The following is a 17836-nucleotide window of genomic DNA, read 5'->3' as shown; positions in this document are numbered from 1 at the left end:
AGATGGGAACACAAGGTTTTTACAACTGTGTGAGGGCTCAGTTATTTTTGGCCTATACGGCTTTGGTCTAAATTTGATCTCATTCACCGAATTTGCCAAAAAAAGCATGTAATTAGTATGAAATTATGTACAAAAGTAAGGTGAGACATAGTCAGATGTTTTAGTTATGGCAACAGAATATAGCCACAGATGGCGAATGACTTAACAGGGATAGGTGACGAATGACAAACAAGGATACAGTTCCGCTGATAAAGATGATCGTCCCGATGGCGATGATAACGGTGATCATTGCGTTTGGACTCTGGCTCACGGCGCCAATCTCCACCGCAATGATGCTCGTTGCCTTGGGGTTACAAACATTGCTCAGCATGCTGGTGGTTTGGTTGGAAAGACGGCATGGCCAAAAGGTAATGGATGATGAGAAAGAGCCTGAAACGCATGCCTTACCGGTGGAAACCGTCGGACGTTTAGCCAATCGTGCCACGACCAATGCGATGGCAGCGGCGGAAGTGTCGCATTCGGTTGATATTCTCAATACCCGCCTTGCAGAGCAGTACGCGGCTGTGGTGGAAATTACTGATACAGCACAGCATATCGAGCAAACCTTAGCACAAAATTGCCAAGCGCAAACCGATGCGGTGGAACAAGTTAGCGCAATGCGTGAGCAAAGCGTGCAGGGATACCATCAGTTGAGCGCGTCGATTGATGAAATGCGCCAAATCAACCAAAAAACAGCGACCACACTTACTCGCATTCAAGCGTTAGATGCCAACGTGAATAAGGTCAGTGATGTCGCCAACGTTATTGATGCAATTGCAGAGCAGACCAATCTGTTGGCGCTCAATGCGGCTATTGAAGCCGCACGTGCCGGCGAGCAGGGGCGAGGCTTTGCCGTAGTCGCCGATGAGGTCCGCCAACTTGCGCAACGAACTTCTGAAAGTACTACGGAAGTTGCAAGTATCATTCGTCAGATCATGACAGAATCTGGTGAGGTGATGGAGTATATTCAAGCGCTTTCAACAGATGTGGATACCGGAACCAGTAATGTCGAAAAGGTGGGTCAGCTATTACAGCAGCTTTCTAGCAGTGCCGATACCGTAGAAGGGGCGGTAAAACAAATTGCTGAGGGGGCGAGCACTAACAGTGCTAGCTTAGAGCAAATCGCTGCATCACTCACGCAAGTGCGAAGCGGATTGGAGAGTAGTGATCAGCAAGTGAGTGCATTGACCAAAGAAGCGGAGAGCTTGATGGATACTGCCGAGATGACCAATGCAGTATTTGCAGAACTATCGGATGCCAGCCCTCACCAGCGTTTCTTTGCTGCCGCCTGTGCGTGTCGTGATCGTATTCAAGAGGCCTTTGAGGAGGCGGTTCGCAGTGGCACGATTAGCCAATCCGATCTGTTTGACCGTCAGTATCAACCCATTGCCAATACGGATCCGCAAAAATATACCACGCGTTTTGATGCCTTTTGTGATCGCCTCTTACCCCCCATTCAAGAGCCGATTTTAGAGCAAGATGACCACATTGTTTATGTGATTGCGAATGATACCAATGGCTATGTACCTACACATAATCAGCGATTTTGTCAGCCTCTTACCGGTGATTATGCGCAAGATATCGCCGGTAACCGTACAAAACGCTTATTTGATGACCGAACAGGTAGGCGTTGTGGGCAACATACTGATACCATGCTGTTGCAGACCTATAAACGTGACACAGGTGAAGTGATGCATGACTTGTCTGTTCCTCTTTTTGTCGGTGGTCGACACTGGGGAGCGGTGAGAATGGGGTATCATCCGCCTGTGTCTGCGGATTAAGCGAAAAGGAGTAGCAATGAATCCAGTTGCGATTGTAACCGGGGCAAGTGGCGGCATCGGCCGAGAAACCGCAAAGTTGTTAGCACAGCGTGGCTATGCCATCTGTATTAACTATCTAAGCAACAGTGAATCCGCATTTGAGTTGGTTGATGAACTCCAAGCCATTGGTGTAAACGCAATTGCGGTTCAAGCCGATGTCTCGACCGAGGAAGGCGTAACACGTTTGTTCAGCGAAGCGGATAACCGCTTGGGTAATGTCACAGCGCTGGTCAATAACGCGGGTATTATGCAGCCTCAGTCTGCAGTCAGTGGGATGGATGCGGCGCGTATCAACGCGATGTTTCAGGCCAACGTGACCAGTGCGTTTTTGTGTTGCCGTGAAGCCGTCTTGCGTATGTCGCAATCGCGTGGTGGACGTGGCGGGGCGATTGTTAATGTATCGTCTGCTGCGGTAAAAACTGGCTCGCCAAACGAGTATGTTGATTACGCGGCGACGAAAGCTGCACTTGATACGTTAACCATTGGCTTGGCGAAAGAAGTTGGACGCGAAGGTATTCGTGTTAATGCTGTGCGCCCGGGCCCGATTGATACCAATATGCATGCCGCCGGCGGTGAGCCTGATCGCGTCGCCCGCGTCGCGGACAATATTCCATTGGGGCGAGGGGGCTCAACATTGGAAGTGGCCGAGATGATCGCTTGGCTGTTGTCGGACAGCGCCTCATACTCAACCGGCAGCCTCTTTGATGTTGCAGGCGGTATGTAATCACGTTTTTCTAATCATTTGTCGGCGAGTGTGGCTATCTGCTGTCTATGTTTAATAGAGAGGAGTTCGCCGATGATCGAGAGTTTGATACCCAGTTTGGCGACATGGTCGCCGCTGGGTTTATTTTTTCTTATTATTGCCACGTCATACTTACTAGAAGACGCTGCTATCGGGTTGGCGGCATATATTGCGGTACAGAGCTTGCTGCCGTGGCCGTCTGCGTTATTGGCAATCTTTATTGGCATTGCCAGCGGTGATATGGCTTTGTACTTACTGGGTCTTTACGCGCGGCGGTATCGAGGTATACGGGCTCGCTTACTGACGCAAAAAGGGGTAAGAAAGGCGCGCCATGCACTCCGCCGTCAACGGTTCCTCAACTTATTCCTAATCCGCTTTATCCCAGGTTTACGGACCGTCGCTTATAGCCTCAGTGGTTTCCTCTCCATTTCGGTAGGGATATTTGCCCTCGCGATTGGTGTGGCGACAGCGTGCTGGACCGGATTGATCTTCTGGGGAGCGTTTGAGATTGAGCATAATCCTTGGTTGGCAGAGCGGCAGCTGACTGGCTGGGCGTTTTTAGTCGCAGTCGTTGGACTGGTGCTGGTGAACCGATTTTTACGCCGCAGAGCATTGCCAAAATTAACAAAGAGGCAGTATGACCAAGCCTAAATCGGTACTGACCGGACAAACGGGTATGCCAGATTATCCTGTTGTACGCACGTCGGGGTGGTTTGAATTCTTACCCGCTTGGGCGTTTTATACCCCTGTCGTCGCGCAATCTATCGTACTTGCTGCCTACTACCGCAGTGTGACTGTCCCTTTATTGGCCAACCCCAGCATTTTTTTATCTGGCATGGTGGGGGAGGCGAAATCAGATATTTTTGCACTCGCAGGGGATGTGGCGCACCAATATATCGCCCCTTATGTGTGTTGGCAGAAGCCTGAAGGTGTGGATTCAACAAGTCTGTTGTCACTGCAGCACAAGCTGGCGCAACAAGCGATTAGTTTTCCATTGGTTGCTAAACCGGATAAAGGATGCCGAGGCGCCGGTGTGCAATACATCGATAGTGAGCGCAAACTGCATCGTTACATTGAGGCCTTCCCGACCCACCGTAAGATTATTTTTCAAGCGCTTGCCCCTTATCCTGCTGAGGCGGGGATTTTTTACCTGCGTTACCCCGGAGAAGCGACCGGTGAGATTATCTCTTTGGGGTTAAAGTATTTGCCGTCAGTGATAGGCGATGGGGTGTCTACGCTAAAAACGCTGATTGAACAGCATGCGGATATTGGTGCACGTGCCCACTTATACCATGCTCGTCATCAACACCGACTCGATACGGTGATCGCAAAGGGAGAGCGGGTGACCTTGGCATTTTCTGGTAGCCACTGTCGAGGTGCTTTATTTAAACAGGGCGCGCACTATGTGACACCTGAACTGCGGGCAAAGATGGACGAGATTGCCAACGACATTGATGGTTTTTACTTTGGCCGTTTTGATATCAAGTTTCGTGACATTTCGTCGCTAATGAAAGGAGAGACGTTGTGCATCGTGGAAATCAATGGTGCCAGTAGCGAGCCTGCGCATATCTGGGACAGTGACAGCAGTTATTGCGAAGCAGTACGTGCCTTGATGAGCCAGTATCGCCACCTTTACCGGATTGGCGCGGCGTGGCGGCGGCAAGGTTATACACCGCCCTCGTTACGGGTACTGCTGAATGCTTGGCACGAGGAACGACAATGGATGGCGCGCTATCCACAAACTGATTAAACGGCATGACTTCTGCTAGGTATGGATGGGATCAGGAAAGCGCAGGATGACAGGTCCCACTGACTGTCAAACTGTACTAAGGTGATGAGTATGCATTGTTCTCTTAACGAAGAAGATCGCGCCGTGATTCGCGGCAACTTAGACGTGATTGGCCAAGCGCAGAAGCTCCTCGAAAGCCTCTCAGATACCACGTACAGCCAAAAGAAGGCCGATGGCTTTACTAGCACCATTGGTCAGCATATGCGTCATGCGCTTGATGTGTATGTGGCACTCAAACAAGGGGAAGCGTGTGGTGATATCGATGCCGATAGGCGTCGGCGTGGGCATCTGGTTGAGCACGACCGGCAGATGGCACGCAAAGAGTGGCAATGGCTTGCCGAGTGGTTACAGTCTCTCTCTCATCAACAACTGCATCGCCCCGTGCATATTTCTACCCAAGTGACCTTATATTCCACCAATACGGTGTGCCTTTCTACCACAGTGATGCGCGAGCTTATTGTGGTCGCCAGTCATGCCACGCATCATTTTGCTATGATCCGCAGTGCCGCCTATGAACTCGGCGAAGTCTTGGATGAACATATTGGTGTCGCGGCTGCGACCGCAAGCTACGAGCGAGATCAGCTTCGATGTGCACGCTAACTTGGCAGGCTTCACAGGATGGGATAGACCTGTTCTTCAATCGTGATGAAGCGCGAGGCCGTAGTCGTGCGCTACCGCCCAAGACCTATCAACTGGATCAGACTCAGGTATTGATGCCTATCGACCCAGACGGTATGGGGACATGGATTGCAGCCAACGAGTTTGGCGTGATTGTCTGTCTACTGAATGATTACCAGCATGCCCAAACGGTTGCGCCACGATTAAGCCGCGGGCAGTTGGTCAAAGCGTTAGCGGTTTGCACCGGTTTGGATGACATGGCGAACGCGCTGCCAATCGATGCGTTGTGCGACTTTGCTCCCTTTTTGCTGCTCGGTTTTGCAGTCGATGGCCTATCAGATAAGACAGACGGCTCGGAGGTTGTTCCTCGGGCTTGGCGATGGAACGGTCAGACGTTGCGGTGTGTTGACTGTCAGCCGCCGGTAGTTTCCTCTGCAATTGATATTGAAACCACTACCAACACGCGAACCTACTATTTAAGGCAAATGAGTGGCACAGTACCGACCCGACAGCAACTATTGGCGTATCACCGCAGCCATTTTCCCGAGCGCGGTAGTACGTCAGTGTGCATGCACCGGGAGGATGCTAGCACAGTGAGTTTGACGCATGTACACATCGGCGCCGATGGTATCACCATGTATTACTACGACGGAGCGCCATGTCTAGTTGAGACACCGCAAGCGGCGTATCTACCGCTTGCGAGAAACTATGATTTAAAAGCCAATACTGGTACCGACGGTCACTGAACTGGTTTCAGCATCACCGCGGTCGGCATAGGTCAGTTCGAAGGCTAGCCCTGGCCCTGTGGTTGTATTGAGCTTGACCCCAACCGTTCCTGTCGCTCCCCAGCCAATGTCTTTTTCACTGCCAAACTCCGTGCGGTAGTAGTTGGCACCACCACGCAAATAGAAGCTGCCCATTTCGCCTGGTACGGTGAACTGGAGACTAAGAGGAATGTATGATGTCTTTAGTGTTCTCTCTATTCCATTACTGTCTTCAAAATCTGCGGTGGTTTGACCGTACCCGGTATACAAGCTGCTGTACTCCGTTAGTCTGAGCGTGCCGTTCGCTTCCCACGTATGGCCGGTTTCTGTCTGTCCTGCATATTTTACACTCGTCGTACTGGCACTCGCACCAATGCTAAGCGGAGAGGTTTGAGCGGTTGCGCTGGTTGCGAGCAGCGCGCTTGTGCATAGCACGGCAAGCGGCATCAGTTTTTTCATCGTCAGATCCTTTTAACAGGTTGCAAGCCTAAGCCTGATTGTCACCATTATAAGAAGCTAACGGCAATCGTATCGAAACCTTGAATGAATTTTGTGCGCTAGGTGAGGACGAACGTAAAGTTTCCGATCAAGCGATTTTATCCATCCGCAAGCAGTGCTATTGTATGGCCCCTTGTGTACGGGCATGGCTATCATGCGTATTTGTTTATCAAAGGGTCCGAGAAATGAAATTTGCTGTTCTTGATCAAGCGCTATACGACCACCTTTATCGTGATATCGAAGCGTTTCGTAACACGTTTGATCTTCCTTGTAACGATGCTGCGTCATTGGACGAGAAAGCGGACGATCTGCACACGGCGTTAGCGGTGGAAGAAATGACAGAGCTCGCGGAAGCAGACTCATTGGTTGAACAGGTAGATGCCATTGTTGATAGCGTGTATGTACTGATGGGCCGTGCAGTACAGATGGGCTCACGCGGATACCGTGACCAGTTAGAGGTGAGCTACCTCATTGATATATTATTGCAAATCGCTAATCGTCTCGGTATTGACTTTGTGACCTGTTGGGATGAAGTGCACAGCAGCAACATGAGTAAAGTCTGCCGTAACGAAGGTGAATTTGCAGATACCCAAGCATTTTATGCCAACAAAGGCATTGATGTGGTCGCCAGCCCTAAGGCCGATGGCATTATTGCCAAGTGTGCCAAAGATGTCACGGTCGAAGGTAAATTAATCCGTGAAGGTAAGGTCATGAAGTCGGTTTACTACCGTCCTGCCGATCTCGCTAAATGTGTGATAGCAGAACTAGCCTAAATTCTGTTAAGCAAATCCTTATTACGCCACCGCCTTGTCGGTGGCGTTTTTGTATTTAGTCCATGGTGTACCGCTGACCAGACTAGAGCATTGACTCTGTTTTGATGCGTGGTCGTTTGGGGTTGTCATCAAAAATTAGCAAACCTGTCTGCCTTTTTGGCGTAAAATGCGTCTTATTCTCTTCGTGACTTTTGCTACATCCGCTGATTTGGGTCTAAATTGAAAGCTTGCGACTGAGATAATATTTTTCAGTCCGTTTAGTGCAATCACTCAACACTAGGTGGGCACTAAACCAATCTTGCAACACAAAGGTAGGGAGAATGCTGTGACCAATCTATTCTCACTTGAAGGTAAAGTCGGCATTGTTGCTGGGCTTGCCAATGAGAACAGTATCGCGTTTGGCTGTGCAAAAGCATTACAGCAAGCTGGCGCAGAGGTGCTGGTGAGCTATGGTACACCGAAAGCGGAGCGTTTCGTTGAACCGTTACGCGGCGAGATGGGGGATCCGGAGTTGATGCTTTGTGACGTCCAAGACGATGACCAACTCGATGCCTTATTTGAGCGCGCTAAACAAAAATGGGGGCGGATAGATTTTGTGGTTCACTCTATCGCCTTCGCACCGCTCGAGGACTTACACGGTCGTGTGGTGGATTGCTCGCGCGATGGCTTTTCACTGGCAATGGATATTTCTTGTCACTCATTTATTCGGATGGCGAAGCGTGCGGAGCCTTTGATGTCAGAAGGCGGCGCACTCTTTAATATGTCCTACTATGGGGCCGATAAGGCGGTGGATAACTACAACATGATGGGGCCGGTAAAAGCTGCCTTAGAGTCTGCTACCCGCTATTTGGCGGCTGAGTTGGGGCCGCAGGGTATACGTGTCCACGCCATTTCACCGGGGCCGATTCGTACCCGTGCAGCATCTGGACTTAAAGAATTCGAGGCCTTAGCCGTCGACGGTGAAACGCGATCACCATTGCGTCGTTTAGCCACGGTGCAAGATGTAGGGAGTGCGGTGGTTTACCTTGCCTCAGATGCGGGACGTGCTTTGACCGGGCTCACCCATTACGTAGACGCCGGACACCACTTACGTTTTTAATTAGCGTTTACTACCCGACTGATTCGATTCATTGAAGGAGTCCACTATGACAGGGACACGTAACGAGGAGGTCATCGAGAATAAGACGTACGATGAGATTTCTGTAGGCGATGAAGCCTTTTTAGAAAAGCGCCTGACCATGGAAGACATTAAGCTGTTTGCCATCATGTCAGGGGATGTCAATCCGGCCCACGTGGATGATGATTTTGCCAAAAGTAGCCGCTTCCAAGAGATCATCGCTCATGGGATGTGGGGCGGGGCTCTGATCTCAACGGTGCTCGGCACACAGTTGCCGGGGCCGGGGACCGTATATCTTGGCCAAACGCTAGCCTTTAAGGCACCCGTGATGCTGGGAGACGTGCTGCGCGTTGCCGTTCGTGTTGATCAAATGGACGATAAACGTCACCACATTGTGTTCGCTTGCCGATGTGAAAACCAACGTGGTGATATAGTGATTGATGGCGAGGCACGTGTGCTTGCGCCCACAAAGAAGGTCCGGCGCCAGCGAGCTGTGCTCCCCGAAATCCGTTTAACGGAACGCGGACAACTGCACGCTATCTTAACCGCGGCAGATCATCCGGATCCTATGCGCACGGCCGTGGTTCACCCGGTGGATGACAGTGCTATCCGTGGCGCAGTGGCTTCGGCAAAACAGCAATTAATCATTCCTACCTTGGTGGGACCTCACGACAAAATCATGGCCGCCGCGGACAAAGCCGAGCTGGATATCAGTGAGTTTGACATTGTCGACGCACCGCACAGCCATGCAGCAGCTGAAAAAGCTGTTGCGATGGCACGCTCTGGTGAGATTGAAGCCTTAATGAAAGGCGCATTGCATACTGACGAGTTACTTCATGAAGTGGTCAAGCGTGAAGGTGGACTGAGAACAGAACGCTGCCTGAGTCATGTGATGGCATTTGATGTGCCGACCTACCCGCGCCCTCTCTTTATTACCGATGCGGCGATTAATATTTACCCAGGCCTTGCCCAAAAGCGAGATATTATTCAAAACGCGATTGAGCTAGCCCATGCGATTGGCAACACCAACCCCAAAGTGGCTATTCTCTCGGCGGTTGAAACCATCAATCCGAAAATTAATTCCACCCTGGACGCGGCGGCGCTGTGCAAGATGGCAGAGCGCGGCCAAATTATTGGGGGCGAATTAGACGGGCCGCTGGCGTTTGACAGTGCAGTGTCTGAAGTGTCCCGTGCGACCAAGAATATTCACTCCACCGTGGCAGGCTGTGCTGACATTCTCGTCGCACCCGACCTCGAAGCGGCCAATATGTTGATGAAACAGTTGAGCTATCTTGCTGATGCTACCGGCGCGGGTGTTGTCGTGGGCGCACGCGTGCCCATTATGCTCACCAGCCGTGCGGATGATGCACTCACCCGAATTGCATCAAGTGCGTTAGCTTTATTATTGGCTGAGCATCAAAGAAAGACATTACAGACCCGAGTCTAGGCGGTGCAATGGGTAAAATACTAGTGATTAATAGTGGCTCATCGAGCTTAAAGTTTGCATTGTTTGATACAGCGGGCCCCGTGGATTCGGGGCCCAGTTCATCGGTTCATGTTTTAGTGAAGGGGCAGTTTTCAGGGCTTGGGACCGATCGCTATGATGTATCCATGACCCGTCATAAGTCGGGGATCAGTGCGGTCTCCCCGGGCTCTGCGCCAGATCATCATGCTGCTGTCGCGTCGTTACTCATCTGGTTAGAGCGCCAAGGGCTGTTGGACGAGATTATCGCCGTTGGGCATCGAGTCGTGCATGGCGGTCAGCACTTCCATCAAGCGACTCAGCTGGATGAGCAAAAAGTGGCTTTGTTGGAAGCGTTAACGCCGCTTGCACCTTTGCATCAACCTTACAGCCTTGCCCCAATTAAGATACTTGGCGAGCGATTGCCTGATCTGGTGCAGATTGCGTGTTTTGATACGGCGTTTCATGCTCATCAGCCGCTCGAAGCAAAACAATTCGCTTTACCTTACGCGATGTTCGATCGAGGCTTTCAGCGTTACGGATTTCATGGCCTTTCTTACGACTATATCACGCGGCGCTTGCCAACCATTATCCCTGATTTTAACCATGACGCGCGTGTGGTTGTGGCGCATTTGGGGAATGGAGCGAGCTTATGTGCAATTCAAGCCGGAACTAGCCTTGCTTCTACCATGGGATTTACGGCGCTGGAAGGTTTACCGATGGGGACACGTTGCGGATCAATCGATGCGGGCTTGGTGCTACATTTGATTGCGCAAGAGGGAATGACGACTGACGAGGTGACGACGTTGCTCTACAAGGAATCAGGGCTTCTAGGCTTGTCTGGCATTAGCAGTGATATGCGTGCCTTGCTGAATAGTGACCGACCCAGAGCGCAGCAAGCGGTCACACATTATTGCTATCGTATTGCGCGTGAAATTGGCAGTTTATCGGCAGCGTTAGGTGGGTTAGATCATATTGTCTTTACTGCTGGGATTGGCGAGCACGCCGCGCCAGTACGAGAGCAGGTAGCGGCCCATTGCCAGTGGCTGGGAGTGGATTTAGATGGCGAGGCGAATCAAGCCAGCCAATCCTGTATTTCGAGCACCACGAGTCGAGTCGGGGTCTGGGTGATCCCGACCGATGAAGAGCAAGTGATCGCAGAAGACTGCCTTACCATGTATCAAAAGACGCTCACTCATTAGGGCGTAAATAATCACGCTTCATCGATTCAATCTGCCCAGAATCCATCATCTGTGCAATTGTGTTACTGAGCTGAGCGACTGCCTCCGCATGGTGAGATTTTTTTGATAGCACTATGTAGGCGTTAATCGGCTCAGAAAAGAGGAGTGGCTGCTTTTCGAGCACGCGATTGGTATCGAGGCGACTAACCAAATAATCGAGTTGGTATTCCTCACCGATGACTGCATTGGCGCGTTGATTAATTAGTTGTTTTTACATGATTTAATCAAAACTGGGTCAGCAAGACACACCAAAGTGTGACATTGCATACAAGATTTTTTGTTGATGCGCACCGTGTAAAATTAAATCGGTATTCTATCGCCGGACACAGAACGCAAGGATGTTTTTTATGATGCGCTGGGTATGGATGGGCTTAGTGGTGCTCAGCCTCACAGGGTGTGCGCAAAAACTGGGCAGGCCCTTCGATATTAAGAATCTCGCCAAGTCGGACATGGATCTGATCACGGATATCCATATAGCGGAAATTCGCGATCTGACAGAGCAATTGATCGTAAAACTCTACAAGCGTAATCCGCGAGAGCTTAGAAAAGTACCGGGAATGACGATCGAAAAGCGTGTTGCTCAGCTCATGGCTGAGAAACGTCCCGAAAACGGCTTTCGTGAACTGGGAGGCATGGATGGGATTGCGCTGTTACCACTGGCGTTCTCTAGCGAGTTTAGAGGCGATCGAGTATTTGCGTTGATGGCGGGTGTTACTGGCATGATCAGTGCGAGTTACAATCATCAGCTGGAATTTTTCTTACTTGACGATATTGATCAGCAAAAGCTTTACAACTGTGCACGCAATCTCGAAAAAGTGGCTTGGTTATTGAACAACGAGAAAGATGATAATGGCGAGCAGCTTTTACTGAGTAACGGTGTGGGTAAAAATGGTGTGCCCAATTACAGCTATGAGCGCTTGTTTAGTCAGATGATCCTCATTCAGGACATGATGGCGGTCATGGTCGCCGACAGTACCAATCGCCATATCAATCAAGTCGTGCATAGCATGGCATCGATGACTTTCTTCCCGATTTAATGGGATTGTCTAAGGCGGCTTTGGCGCCGCCTAAAGCCTTACCAGCCAATCTCTTTGCCTTGATAATCGATAAAACTGCCGTTTTGGCTATCGGTAAGGGTATCCAGCACCTGCTTCAATCCCTGAGCGGACTCTTGAGCGTTAATCAGCGCATTGGGTCCGCCCATCTGTGTTTGTACCCAGCCAGGGTGCAACGCAACCGCACGGATACCTTGGTCGCGAAGATCGATGGAAAGACTTTTGATCACTGCATTCAGCGCTGCTTTTGAACTCCGGTAGATGTAACCGCCCCCCGATTGATTGTCGCTCATGCTACCTACTTTGGAGGAAAGAAAAGCAAAAATGGGCGTGTGACCACTGTGACGAGCCTTTGTGAGATGTGGCGTAAAATGCTCGGCGATGACGAGTGGTGCTATGGTGTTCACTTCTAAAACATCGCGCCATGCGGCCGTGTCGACTTCACCGAATGCGTAGCCTTTGGGACCATAGAGCCCAGCATTGTTGATCAACAAATGGATGGGGACGTCGCTCAGCTCTGATGCGAGCTGCTGTACGGCGGTGTGGTCTGTCACGTCGAGTGCATGGGTTGAGAGCGCGGTGTAGCGATTTTTAAGTGTCATTAAATGAGGGGCAGAGCCGGGAAAACGGCAGCAAGCAATCACTTGCCAGCCGTGCTCTAGGTACAACTCTGTTAACGCGAGTCCTATTCCCCGGTTTGCGCCCGTAATGAAAAGTGTTGGCGTCATGCATACCTCTAAATAGTTGGCGTTGCCACCATTATATGACTAATCCGCCATCGACTTTAAGTGTTTGACCGGTAATAAAGCTTGCCTTATCGCTGGCTAAAAAGCAGATAGCATCAGCAATATCTTGCGCCGTTCCCATTCGGCCCAATGGTGTCTTGGCTTTCATCATATCAATCACCTTCTCGGGCAGGTTGGCTGTCATTGGTGTCTCGATAAAACCAGGCGCGACACAGTTGGCGCGTATTTTTGCACCGTGGCGGGCGAGCTCTTTGGACCATGTTTTAGTCATGGCGATCACACCCCCTTTGGAGGCCGCATAATTGGTTTGGCCGATGTTGCCGTCCGTCCCCACCACAGATGATAGCGTCACAATCGCGCCTTTTTCTTGCTCTAGCATCAGCGGAGCAATGGCTTGGGTGATGGAGAATACCCCTTTAAGATTGACATCAATGACGGCATCCCAATCACCTTCTGTCATTTTGGTGAGTAGGTTATCGCGGGTAATCCCAGCGTTATTCACCAACACATCGACAGGCGCATTTTGTTGGTGCAATGTTTGCACCCAACTGGAAACAGCGTCACGATCACACACATTGAGCGCGATGGGCTGAATAATTGCATGGTCTTGCCAATCGGTCATTGCATCCATGTTGAGATCGATGGCGTAGATTTTCTCCGCACCTTGTGCAATGAAGGTTTCAACAATCGCGCGACCAATTCCTTGGGCAGCGCCGGTAATGACACAATGTTTTCCTGCTAGCATCTGTGTGCTCCTTTTTAGTGGTACCCCACGCCTTCTATAACAACAACGCAAAGCGGTGAGGCATCGATCAGTAATTTCTTGGGCGTCTGTATTGCCTAAGGCCATGCTTACATTCGATAAGCTTGCAACAACTAGGCCATGCACTTCTCTGTCTATGATAAATTGGCATATCAATTTGTGGGCGGATAGGCTAAAATTTAATCAAGATGTCACCTTGTTTGAGAGAGGACCTATGCCGACGTCAATCAATTCGCAACCTTTGGCGCAGCAATATATGCAGCGTCAGCGCGATCGTCAGGACGATCAGGTCAATGGCGGTCTCAATAACTCAATGAGCGTGCAAGAGCGTGCTGAACTGATCCGCAAAGAGCGTGAAGAACAAAAAGAAGCCGCTGCATCCGGCGAGCAACGCGAAGAAAAACGTGATTATCAGTCGCTGATCGATCGCGTTGCTGAGCAAGAAGCACAAAAGTCAAAAATGGACGCTTACAACCAGCGTCAGCAAGCGCTAATGGAGCAAGTTGAAAAGACGATCACGCCGAACGCGCAACAAACAAGCTACAGTTTGAAAGTGTGACACTCTTCATCTCTTTTCTGCTGTCAAAGGCCGCTACATGAGCGGCCTTTTTGCTTTTTAGGACAGCGGTGTTTGCGTTTTAGTTTGCATAAATGTAAATGAAATGTTTGCGTGGGTGGGTTTCTTTACACTTTAAAGAGAGTGTATCACCCAGATAAACCGCTAATTATCGCATTGGCGCATGACTGTTCATAAAAGATGACAACTTTGGTTAACATTTAAGTAACCTCTTGTCGGTGGTGTCATGCTAGTGCTTCCTCTTTGACGGTGCTATTCCTATTGGCATGAACAAGGAGGAAGCAATTATGACGACCACTATGCAAGCGCCCGTCAAAACCATTAACCCACTGGGCACGGACGGATTTGAGTTTGTTGAGTACACGGCGCCGGATCAAGCGGGCATTGATGCACTGAAGAATCTGTTTTCATTGATGGGTTTTGCGGAAATCGCCAAACACAAGCACAAGCAGGTTTGGTTGTATCGTCAAGGCGACACCAACTTTATTGTCAATGGTGAGCCCGAGTCACAAGCACAGAGCTTTGCCAAAAAGCACGGTGCGAGTGTCAATGCGATGGCATTTCGTGTCCAAGATGCCGTGCATGCGATTGCCTATGCTGCGAAGCAAGGCGCCAAAGTGGTTGAACCAAGCATTGGTCCAATGGAGTTAAGCATTCCAGCAGTCTATGGCATTGGTGACTCGCTGCTTTACTTTGTTGATCGCTATGGCGATCAAAGCATCTATGAAGTCGATTTTGATTTTTACAACGACTGGCAATCACGTCTCAAAGAGGCTGACGCTGGCTTAAAAGTGATTGATCACCTAACCCATAATGTTGACATCGGCAATATGGATGTCTGGGCCGACTTTTATGACCGTATCGCGAACTTTAAAGAAATCCGCTTCTTCGATATTGAAGGGAAAAAGACAGGATTGAAATCACGAGCTCTCACCGCACCATGTGGAAAAATCCGTATTCCCATCAACGAATCAAGCGATGATAAATCGCAAATTGCGGAATACTTAAAAGAGTATAACGGTGAAGGCATTCAACATATCGCACTGTCGACAGACAATATTTACGAGACAGTCCGTACGTTGCGTCAACGAGGTATGGCATTTATGGACACGCCAGATACCTACTATGAAAAGATTAATGAACGTGTTAAAGGTCACGAAGAAAGCATCGACGAGCTCCGTGATACGCGAGTATTGATTGATGGCGATGTGGATAGTGGTATCTTGCTGCAGATTTTCACCAACACGGTCATTGGTCCTGTATTCTTTGAAATCATCCAGCGCAAGGGTAATCAAGGCTTTGGTGAGGGTAACTTTAAAGCCTTGTTCGAATCTATTGAGCTAGATCAAATGCGTCGTGGCGTGTTGGATTAACCAGACAGTTGATTTGAATCTATCGTCTTGTAGGCGCTCTTTGAGAGCGCCTTTTTTGTCTACTTATCATGACAATTTTCGCTGAAAGCGGAAAATGCCTCTATGCTTAATTTTAATGGAGATTTAAACGGACTAGGTGACTATGAAGGCAGATACCGCCGTTGCTCGTAGCTCTTTATCGGTTGCGCTGATCACCAAACTAACCCTGTGTTGGGCACTGTTAACCGCGATGGTTGCTGCGCTGCTACTGTATGTCGACTATCAAGAGCATAAAGCGGATGTGAAGCGTGCTTTGTTGATGATTGGAGAAAAAGACTTGAGTGTGATGGCCTCTCATCTTTGGTGGGAAGAGAGCACTGCCTTTGAGCGGCAAGTTGAGCGCTTGATTGCGCAACCTCACATCGATTATTTGCGCGTTTTTGATAGCGACGGGACCCGAGTAGAGCTTGGTGTTGCCCCTTCAGACCAAGCTCTCGAGTATTCATGGCCTTTGGTTTATCGCGATGCGGGCAACGAGTATACGCTGGGGAGTTTAAACATTGCCTCGAACTATACGGCAACAAAAGCGAGTATGAGTGAACATCTAATGTGGACAGTGGCAGCATGGCTGTGCCTATGCGCATCCGGTATTGCCATATCGCTTTGGATCATTAGCCGAGAACTTACCACCCCACTAGCGAAAATGCGCCACCAAATTAATGTTTGGGATGCTGACAATAAACCGACTTTTCTCACCACGCCCAAGAATCGACACGCGTGGAGTGATTTAGAAACGCGTTACAACACCATGATTGCGCGTTGCCGAGAGCGCTTGAGCTGCATGGATGACGACCGCCGGTATGCGGAGCAGGCGAGTCAGAAAAAAAGTGAGTTTCTGGCCAATATGAGCCATGAGATCCGCACACCCATGAACGGCATTATCGGCATGGCATCACTGTTAAAAGGCACGGATCTCAATGACGAGCAGCAAGAATTCATTGAGATGCTTGAGACTTCCTCAATCTCATTGCTTGATATTATCAATGACATTCTCGATTTCTCTAAAATTGAAGCTGGAAAGTTAGAGTTAGAACCTTTAGAGCTCAATATTTTTGAGTTGGGAAAAGACTTAGAAAATTTGTTCACGTTACGTGTCAAAGAGAAAGGTCTGCAGTTTCACTGTGATATCGACAAGGATATATCTCCTTTGCTGATCGGCGACGCACCTCGGCTTCGACAAGTGATGATTAACCTTGTCGGTAACGCGGTGAAATTCACCGAGAGCGGTGAGGTAGAGGTGGTGGTGTCGAGTGTCAGCGAGAGCGATGATAGCTGTGTTTTACGCTTTGAAGTCAAAGACACCGGGCCAGGCGTGCCGTTTGAGCAGCAAAGTCGCATCTTTAATAAATTTGAGCAAGGCGATGACCCAACGGCACAGAGCCAAGGAACGGGACTCGGTCTCGCGATATCTCAGCAAATTGTGCATCTGATGGGTGGGACACTGCGATTGGAGAGTGAACCGGGCAAAGGTAGCCGTTTCTTTTTCACCGTTCGATTTAGCAAAAGCAACGTCCCCCTCGCCACGCCGGTAGAGGCCTATTTATTTGCCGGAGCGCCTATGCTGCTGGTAGACGATAGCCGTTTAAATATGCGCATAACCACGGCACAGCTCAGTAACTTGGGTTGTCAAGTCACTTGCTGTATGCATCCAGACGATGCGATGTCGCTGATTGAAGAGCGCATCAGTAGTCAGTATCCATTCAAAGTGGTGATTTTAGATAAGTTGATGCCCAAAACGGATGGTTTTTCACTGGCGACCAAGATCAGGGCGCAGTTTGGAAAGGAAAGTCCAGCCATCATGATGTTAACTGCTGCGCCCGATGGCCTCGACAAACCGCGCATTGAACGTGCTGGTATTGAAGGCTACCTAGGGCGTCCTTATCAGTTCAATGATTTGAAGAGCCACCTTGTGCGTATTCTGCAGCAGCGTCAACCAACATTGGGCGTCGTACGGTCCACAGGACAAAGTTCGTCGTTAGCCGGGTTGCACGTTTTGGTAGTCGAAGATACCAAAGTGAATCAGCGGGTGACTGAGGCAATGCTCACCAAGCTGGGTGTGCGCGTCACCGTGGCAGAAAATGGCCAACAGGCTTTGGACTATTGGCAAAAGCAGCCGTTTGATTTGATCTTTATGGATTGTCAAATGCCCGTTATGGATGGTTACCAAGCCTCGAGACGTATCCGTGAGCAGGAAACACGCTTTAATCGAACCCCTATTGTGGCCCTGACAGCCAATGCGACTGCAGAGGATAAAGATGCGTGCCTAGAAGCGGGCATGGATGACTATATTGCTAAGCCGGTTCGTAAAGACGATCTCGCAACAATGCTTAAAAAACATACCTTTACCAGCGAGACTCAACTTCTTACTAAGTCATAACCCTAAAAAAACTGAGAAGGGAGTCGCAATTGTGATCTTAGTT

General features: G+C 49.8%; 17 protein-coding genes. 14 read left to right on the top strand and 3 right to left on the bottom strand.

Going from position 1 to position 17836, the window contains the following annotated elements:
- The first annotated feature begins 221 nt into the window (after nucleotides 1-221).
- From BZG84_RS06650 to BZG84_RS06625, 6 genes are all read left to right on the top strand, one after another.
- Nucleotides 222-1820 (top strand): methyl-accepting chemotaxis protein, encoded by a 1599-nt coding sequence (locus BZG84_RS06650; RefSeq protein WP_077480342.1) that lies wholly within the window; start codon nucleotides 222-224, stop codon nucleotides 1818-1820.
- Between the two features lie 16 nt (nucleotides 1821-1836).
- Nucleotides 1837-2583, top strand: a complete 747-nt coding sequence (locus BZG84_RS06645) for an SDR family oxidoreductase (RefSeq protein WP_077480341.1) — start codon at nucleotides 1837-1839, stop codon at nucleotides 2581-2583.
- A 72-nt stretch (nucleotides 2584-2655) separates the two neighbouring features.
- The gene (locus BZG84_RS06640; protein ID WP_077480340.1) at nucleotides 2656-3252 is read left to right on the top strand and encodes a DedA family protein; all 597 of its coding nucleotides are present in this window, start codon (nucleotides 2656-2658) and stop codon (nucleotides 3250-3252) included.
- A complete protein-coding gene (locus tag BZG84_RS06635) occupies nucleotides 3239-4351 on the top strand; it encodes a hypothetical protein (RefSeq protein WP_077480339.1) in 1113 nt (370 codons plus the stop codon). The genes BZG84_RS06640 and BZG84_RS06635 overlap by 14 nt, the downstream gene beginning before the upstream one ends.
- 90 nt (nucleotides 4352-4441) lie before the next feature.
- The gene (locus BZG84_RS06630) at nucleotides 4442-4990 is read left to right on the top strand and encodes a hypothetical protein (RefSeq protein ID WP_077480338.1); all 549 of its coding nucleotides are present in this window, start codon (nucleotides 4442-4444) and stop codon (nucleotides 4988-4990) included.
- Nucleotides 4978-5754: an NRDE family protein gene (locus BZG84_RS06625; RefSeq protein ID WP_077480337.1), complete on the top strand. Its 777-nt coding sequence runs from the start codon at nucleotides 4978-4980 to the stop codon at nucleotides 5752-5754. Before BZG84_RS06630 ends, BZG84_RS06625 begins: the two co-directional genes overlap by 13 nt.
- Here BZG84_RS06625 and BZG84_RS06620 read toward each other — a convergent pair.
- A complete protein-coding gene (locus tag BZG84_RS06620; protein WP_077480336.1) occupies nucleotides 5722-6231 on the bottom strand; it encodes an outer membrane beta-barrel protein in 510 nt (169 codons plus the stop codon). The genes BZG84_RS06625 and BZG84_RS06620 overlap by 33 nt on opposite strands.
- Before the next feature lie 224 nt (nucleotides 6232-6455).
- Between BZG84_RS06620 and BZG84_RS06615 the strand changes: the two genes are divergently transcribed.
- From BZG84_RS06615 to BZG84_RS06590, 5 genes are all read left to right on the top strand, one after another.
- Nucleotides 6456-7043, top strand: a complete 588-nt coding sequence (locus BZG84_RS06615) for a nucleoside triphosphate pyrophosphohydrolase family protein (protein WP_077480335.1) — start codon at nucleotides 6456-6458, stop codon at nucleotides 7041-7043.
- A 325-nt stretch (nucleotides 7044-7368) separates the two neighbouring features.
- Complete coding sequence (fabI, locus tag BZG84_RS06610) at nucleotides 7369-8142, top strand: enoyl-ACP reductase FabI (protein ID WP_077480334.1); 774 nt, start codon at nucleotides 7369-7371, stop codon at nucleotides 8140-8142.
- A gap of 46 nt (nucleotides 8143-8188) precedes the next feature.
- On the top strand, nucleotides 8189-9607 hold the full coding sequence (locus tag BZG84_RS06605; protein WP_077678073.1) for a bifunctional enoyl-CoA hydratase/phosphate acetyltransferase: 1419 nt from the start codon (nucleotides 8189-8191) through the stop codon (nucleotides 9605-9607).
- Nucleotides 9608-9615: 8 nt separating this feature from the next.
- A complete protein-coding gene (locus tag BZG84_RS06600) occupies nucleotides 9616-10824 on the top strand; it encodes an acetate/propionate family kinase (RefSeq protein ID WP_077678072.1) in 1209 nt (402 codons plus the stop codon).
- A gap of 386 nt (nucleotides 10825-11210) precedes the next feature.
- Nucleotides 11211-11900 carry a hypothetical protein gene (locus BZG84_RS06590; protein WP_077481008.1) on the top strand — a complete coding sequence of 230 codons (690 nt, stop codon included), beginning with the start codon at nucleotides 11211-11213 and terminating at the stop codon, nucleotides 11898-11900.
- A gap of 38 nt (nucleotides 11901-11938) precedes the next feature.
- Here BZG84_RS06590 and BZG84_RS06585 read toward each other — a convergent pair whose 3' ends face one another.
- Together BZG84_RS06585 and fabG are read right to left on the bottom strand one after the other, a co-directional pair.
- Nucleotides 11939-12646, bottom strand: a complete 708-nt coding sequence (locus BZG84_RS06585; protein WP_077481006.1) for an SDR family oxidoreductase — start codon at nucleotides 12644-12646, stop codon at nucleotides 11939-11941.
- A gap of 31 nt (nucleotides 12647-12677) precedes the next feature.
- On the bottom strand, nucleotides 12678-13409 hold the full coding sequence (fabG, locus tag BZG84_RS06580) for a 3-oxoacyl-ACP reductase FabG (RefSeq protein ID WP_077481004.1): 732 nt from the start codon (nucleotides 13407-13409) through the stop codon (nucleotides 12678-12680).
- A 232-nt stretch (nucleotides 13410-13641) separates the two neighbouring features.
- Between fabG and BZG84_RS06575 the strand changes: the two genes are divergently transcribed.
- From BZG84_RS06575 to BZG84_RS06565, 3 genes are all read left to right on the top strand, one after another.
- On the top strand, nucleotides 13642-13986 hold the full coding sequence (locus BZG84_RS06575) for a hypothetical protein (RefSeq protein WP_069586709.1): 345 nt from the start codon (nucleotides 13642-13644) through the stop codon (nucleotides 13984-13986).
- A gap of 305 nt (nucleotides 13987-14291) precedes the next feature.
- The gene (hppD, locus tag BZG84_RS06570) at nucleotides 14292-15377 is read left to right on the top strand and encodes a 4-hydroxyphenylpyruvate dioxygenase (RefSeq protein ID WP_077481002.1); all 1086 of its coding nucleotides are present in this window, start codon (nucleotides 14292-14294) and stop codon (nucleotides 15375-15377) included.
- A 142-nt stretch (nucleotides 15378-15519) separates the two neighbouring features.
- Nucleotides 15520-17793, top strand: coding sequence for a response regulator (locus tag BZG84_RS06565; RefSeq protein ID WP_077678071.1), 2274 nt, complete (start codon nucleotides 15520-15522; stop codon nucleotides 17791-17793).
- Nucleotides 17794-17836 lie beyond the last annotated feature (43 nt).

The sequence above is a fragment of the Salinivibrio sp. PR932 genome (assembly GCF_001996125.1).
In the GTDB taxonomy this organism is placed as follows: domain Bacteria; phylum Pseudomonadota; class Gammaproteobacteria; order Enterobacterales; family Vibrionaceae; genus Salinivibrio; species Salinivibrio proteolyticus.
This window is presented reverse-complemented; position numbering and strand designations above follow the sequence as displayed.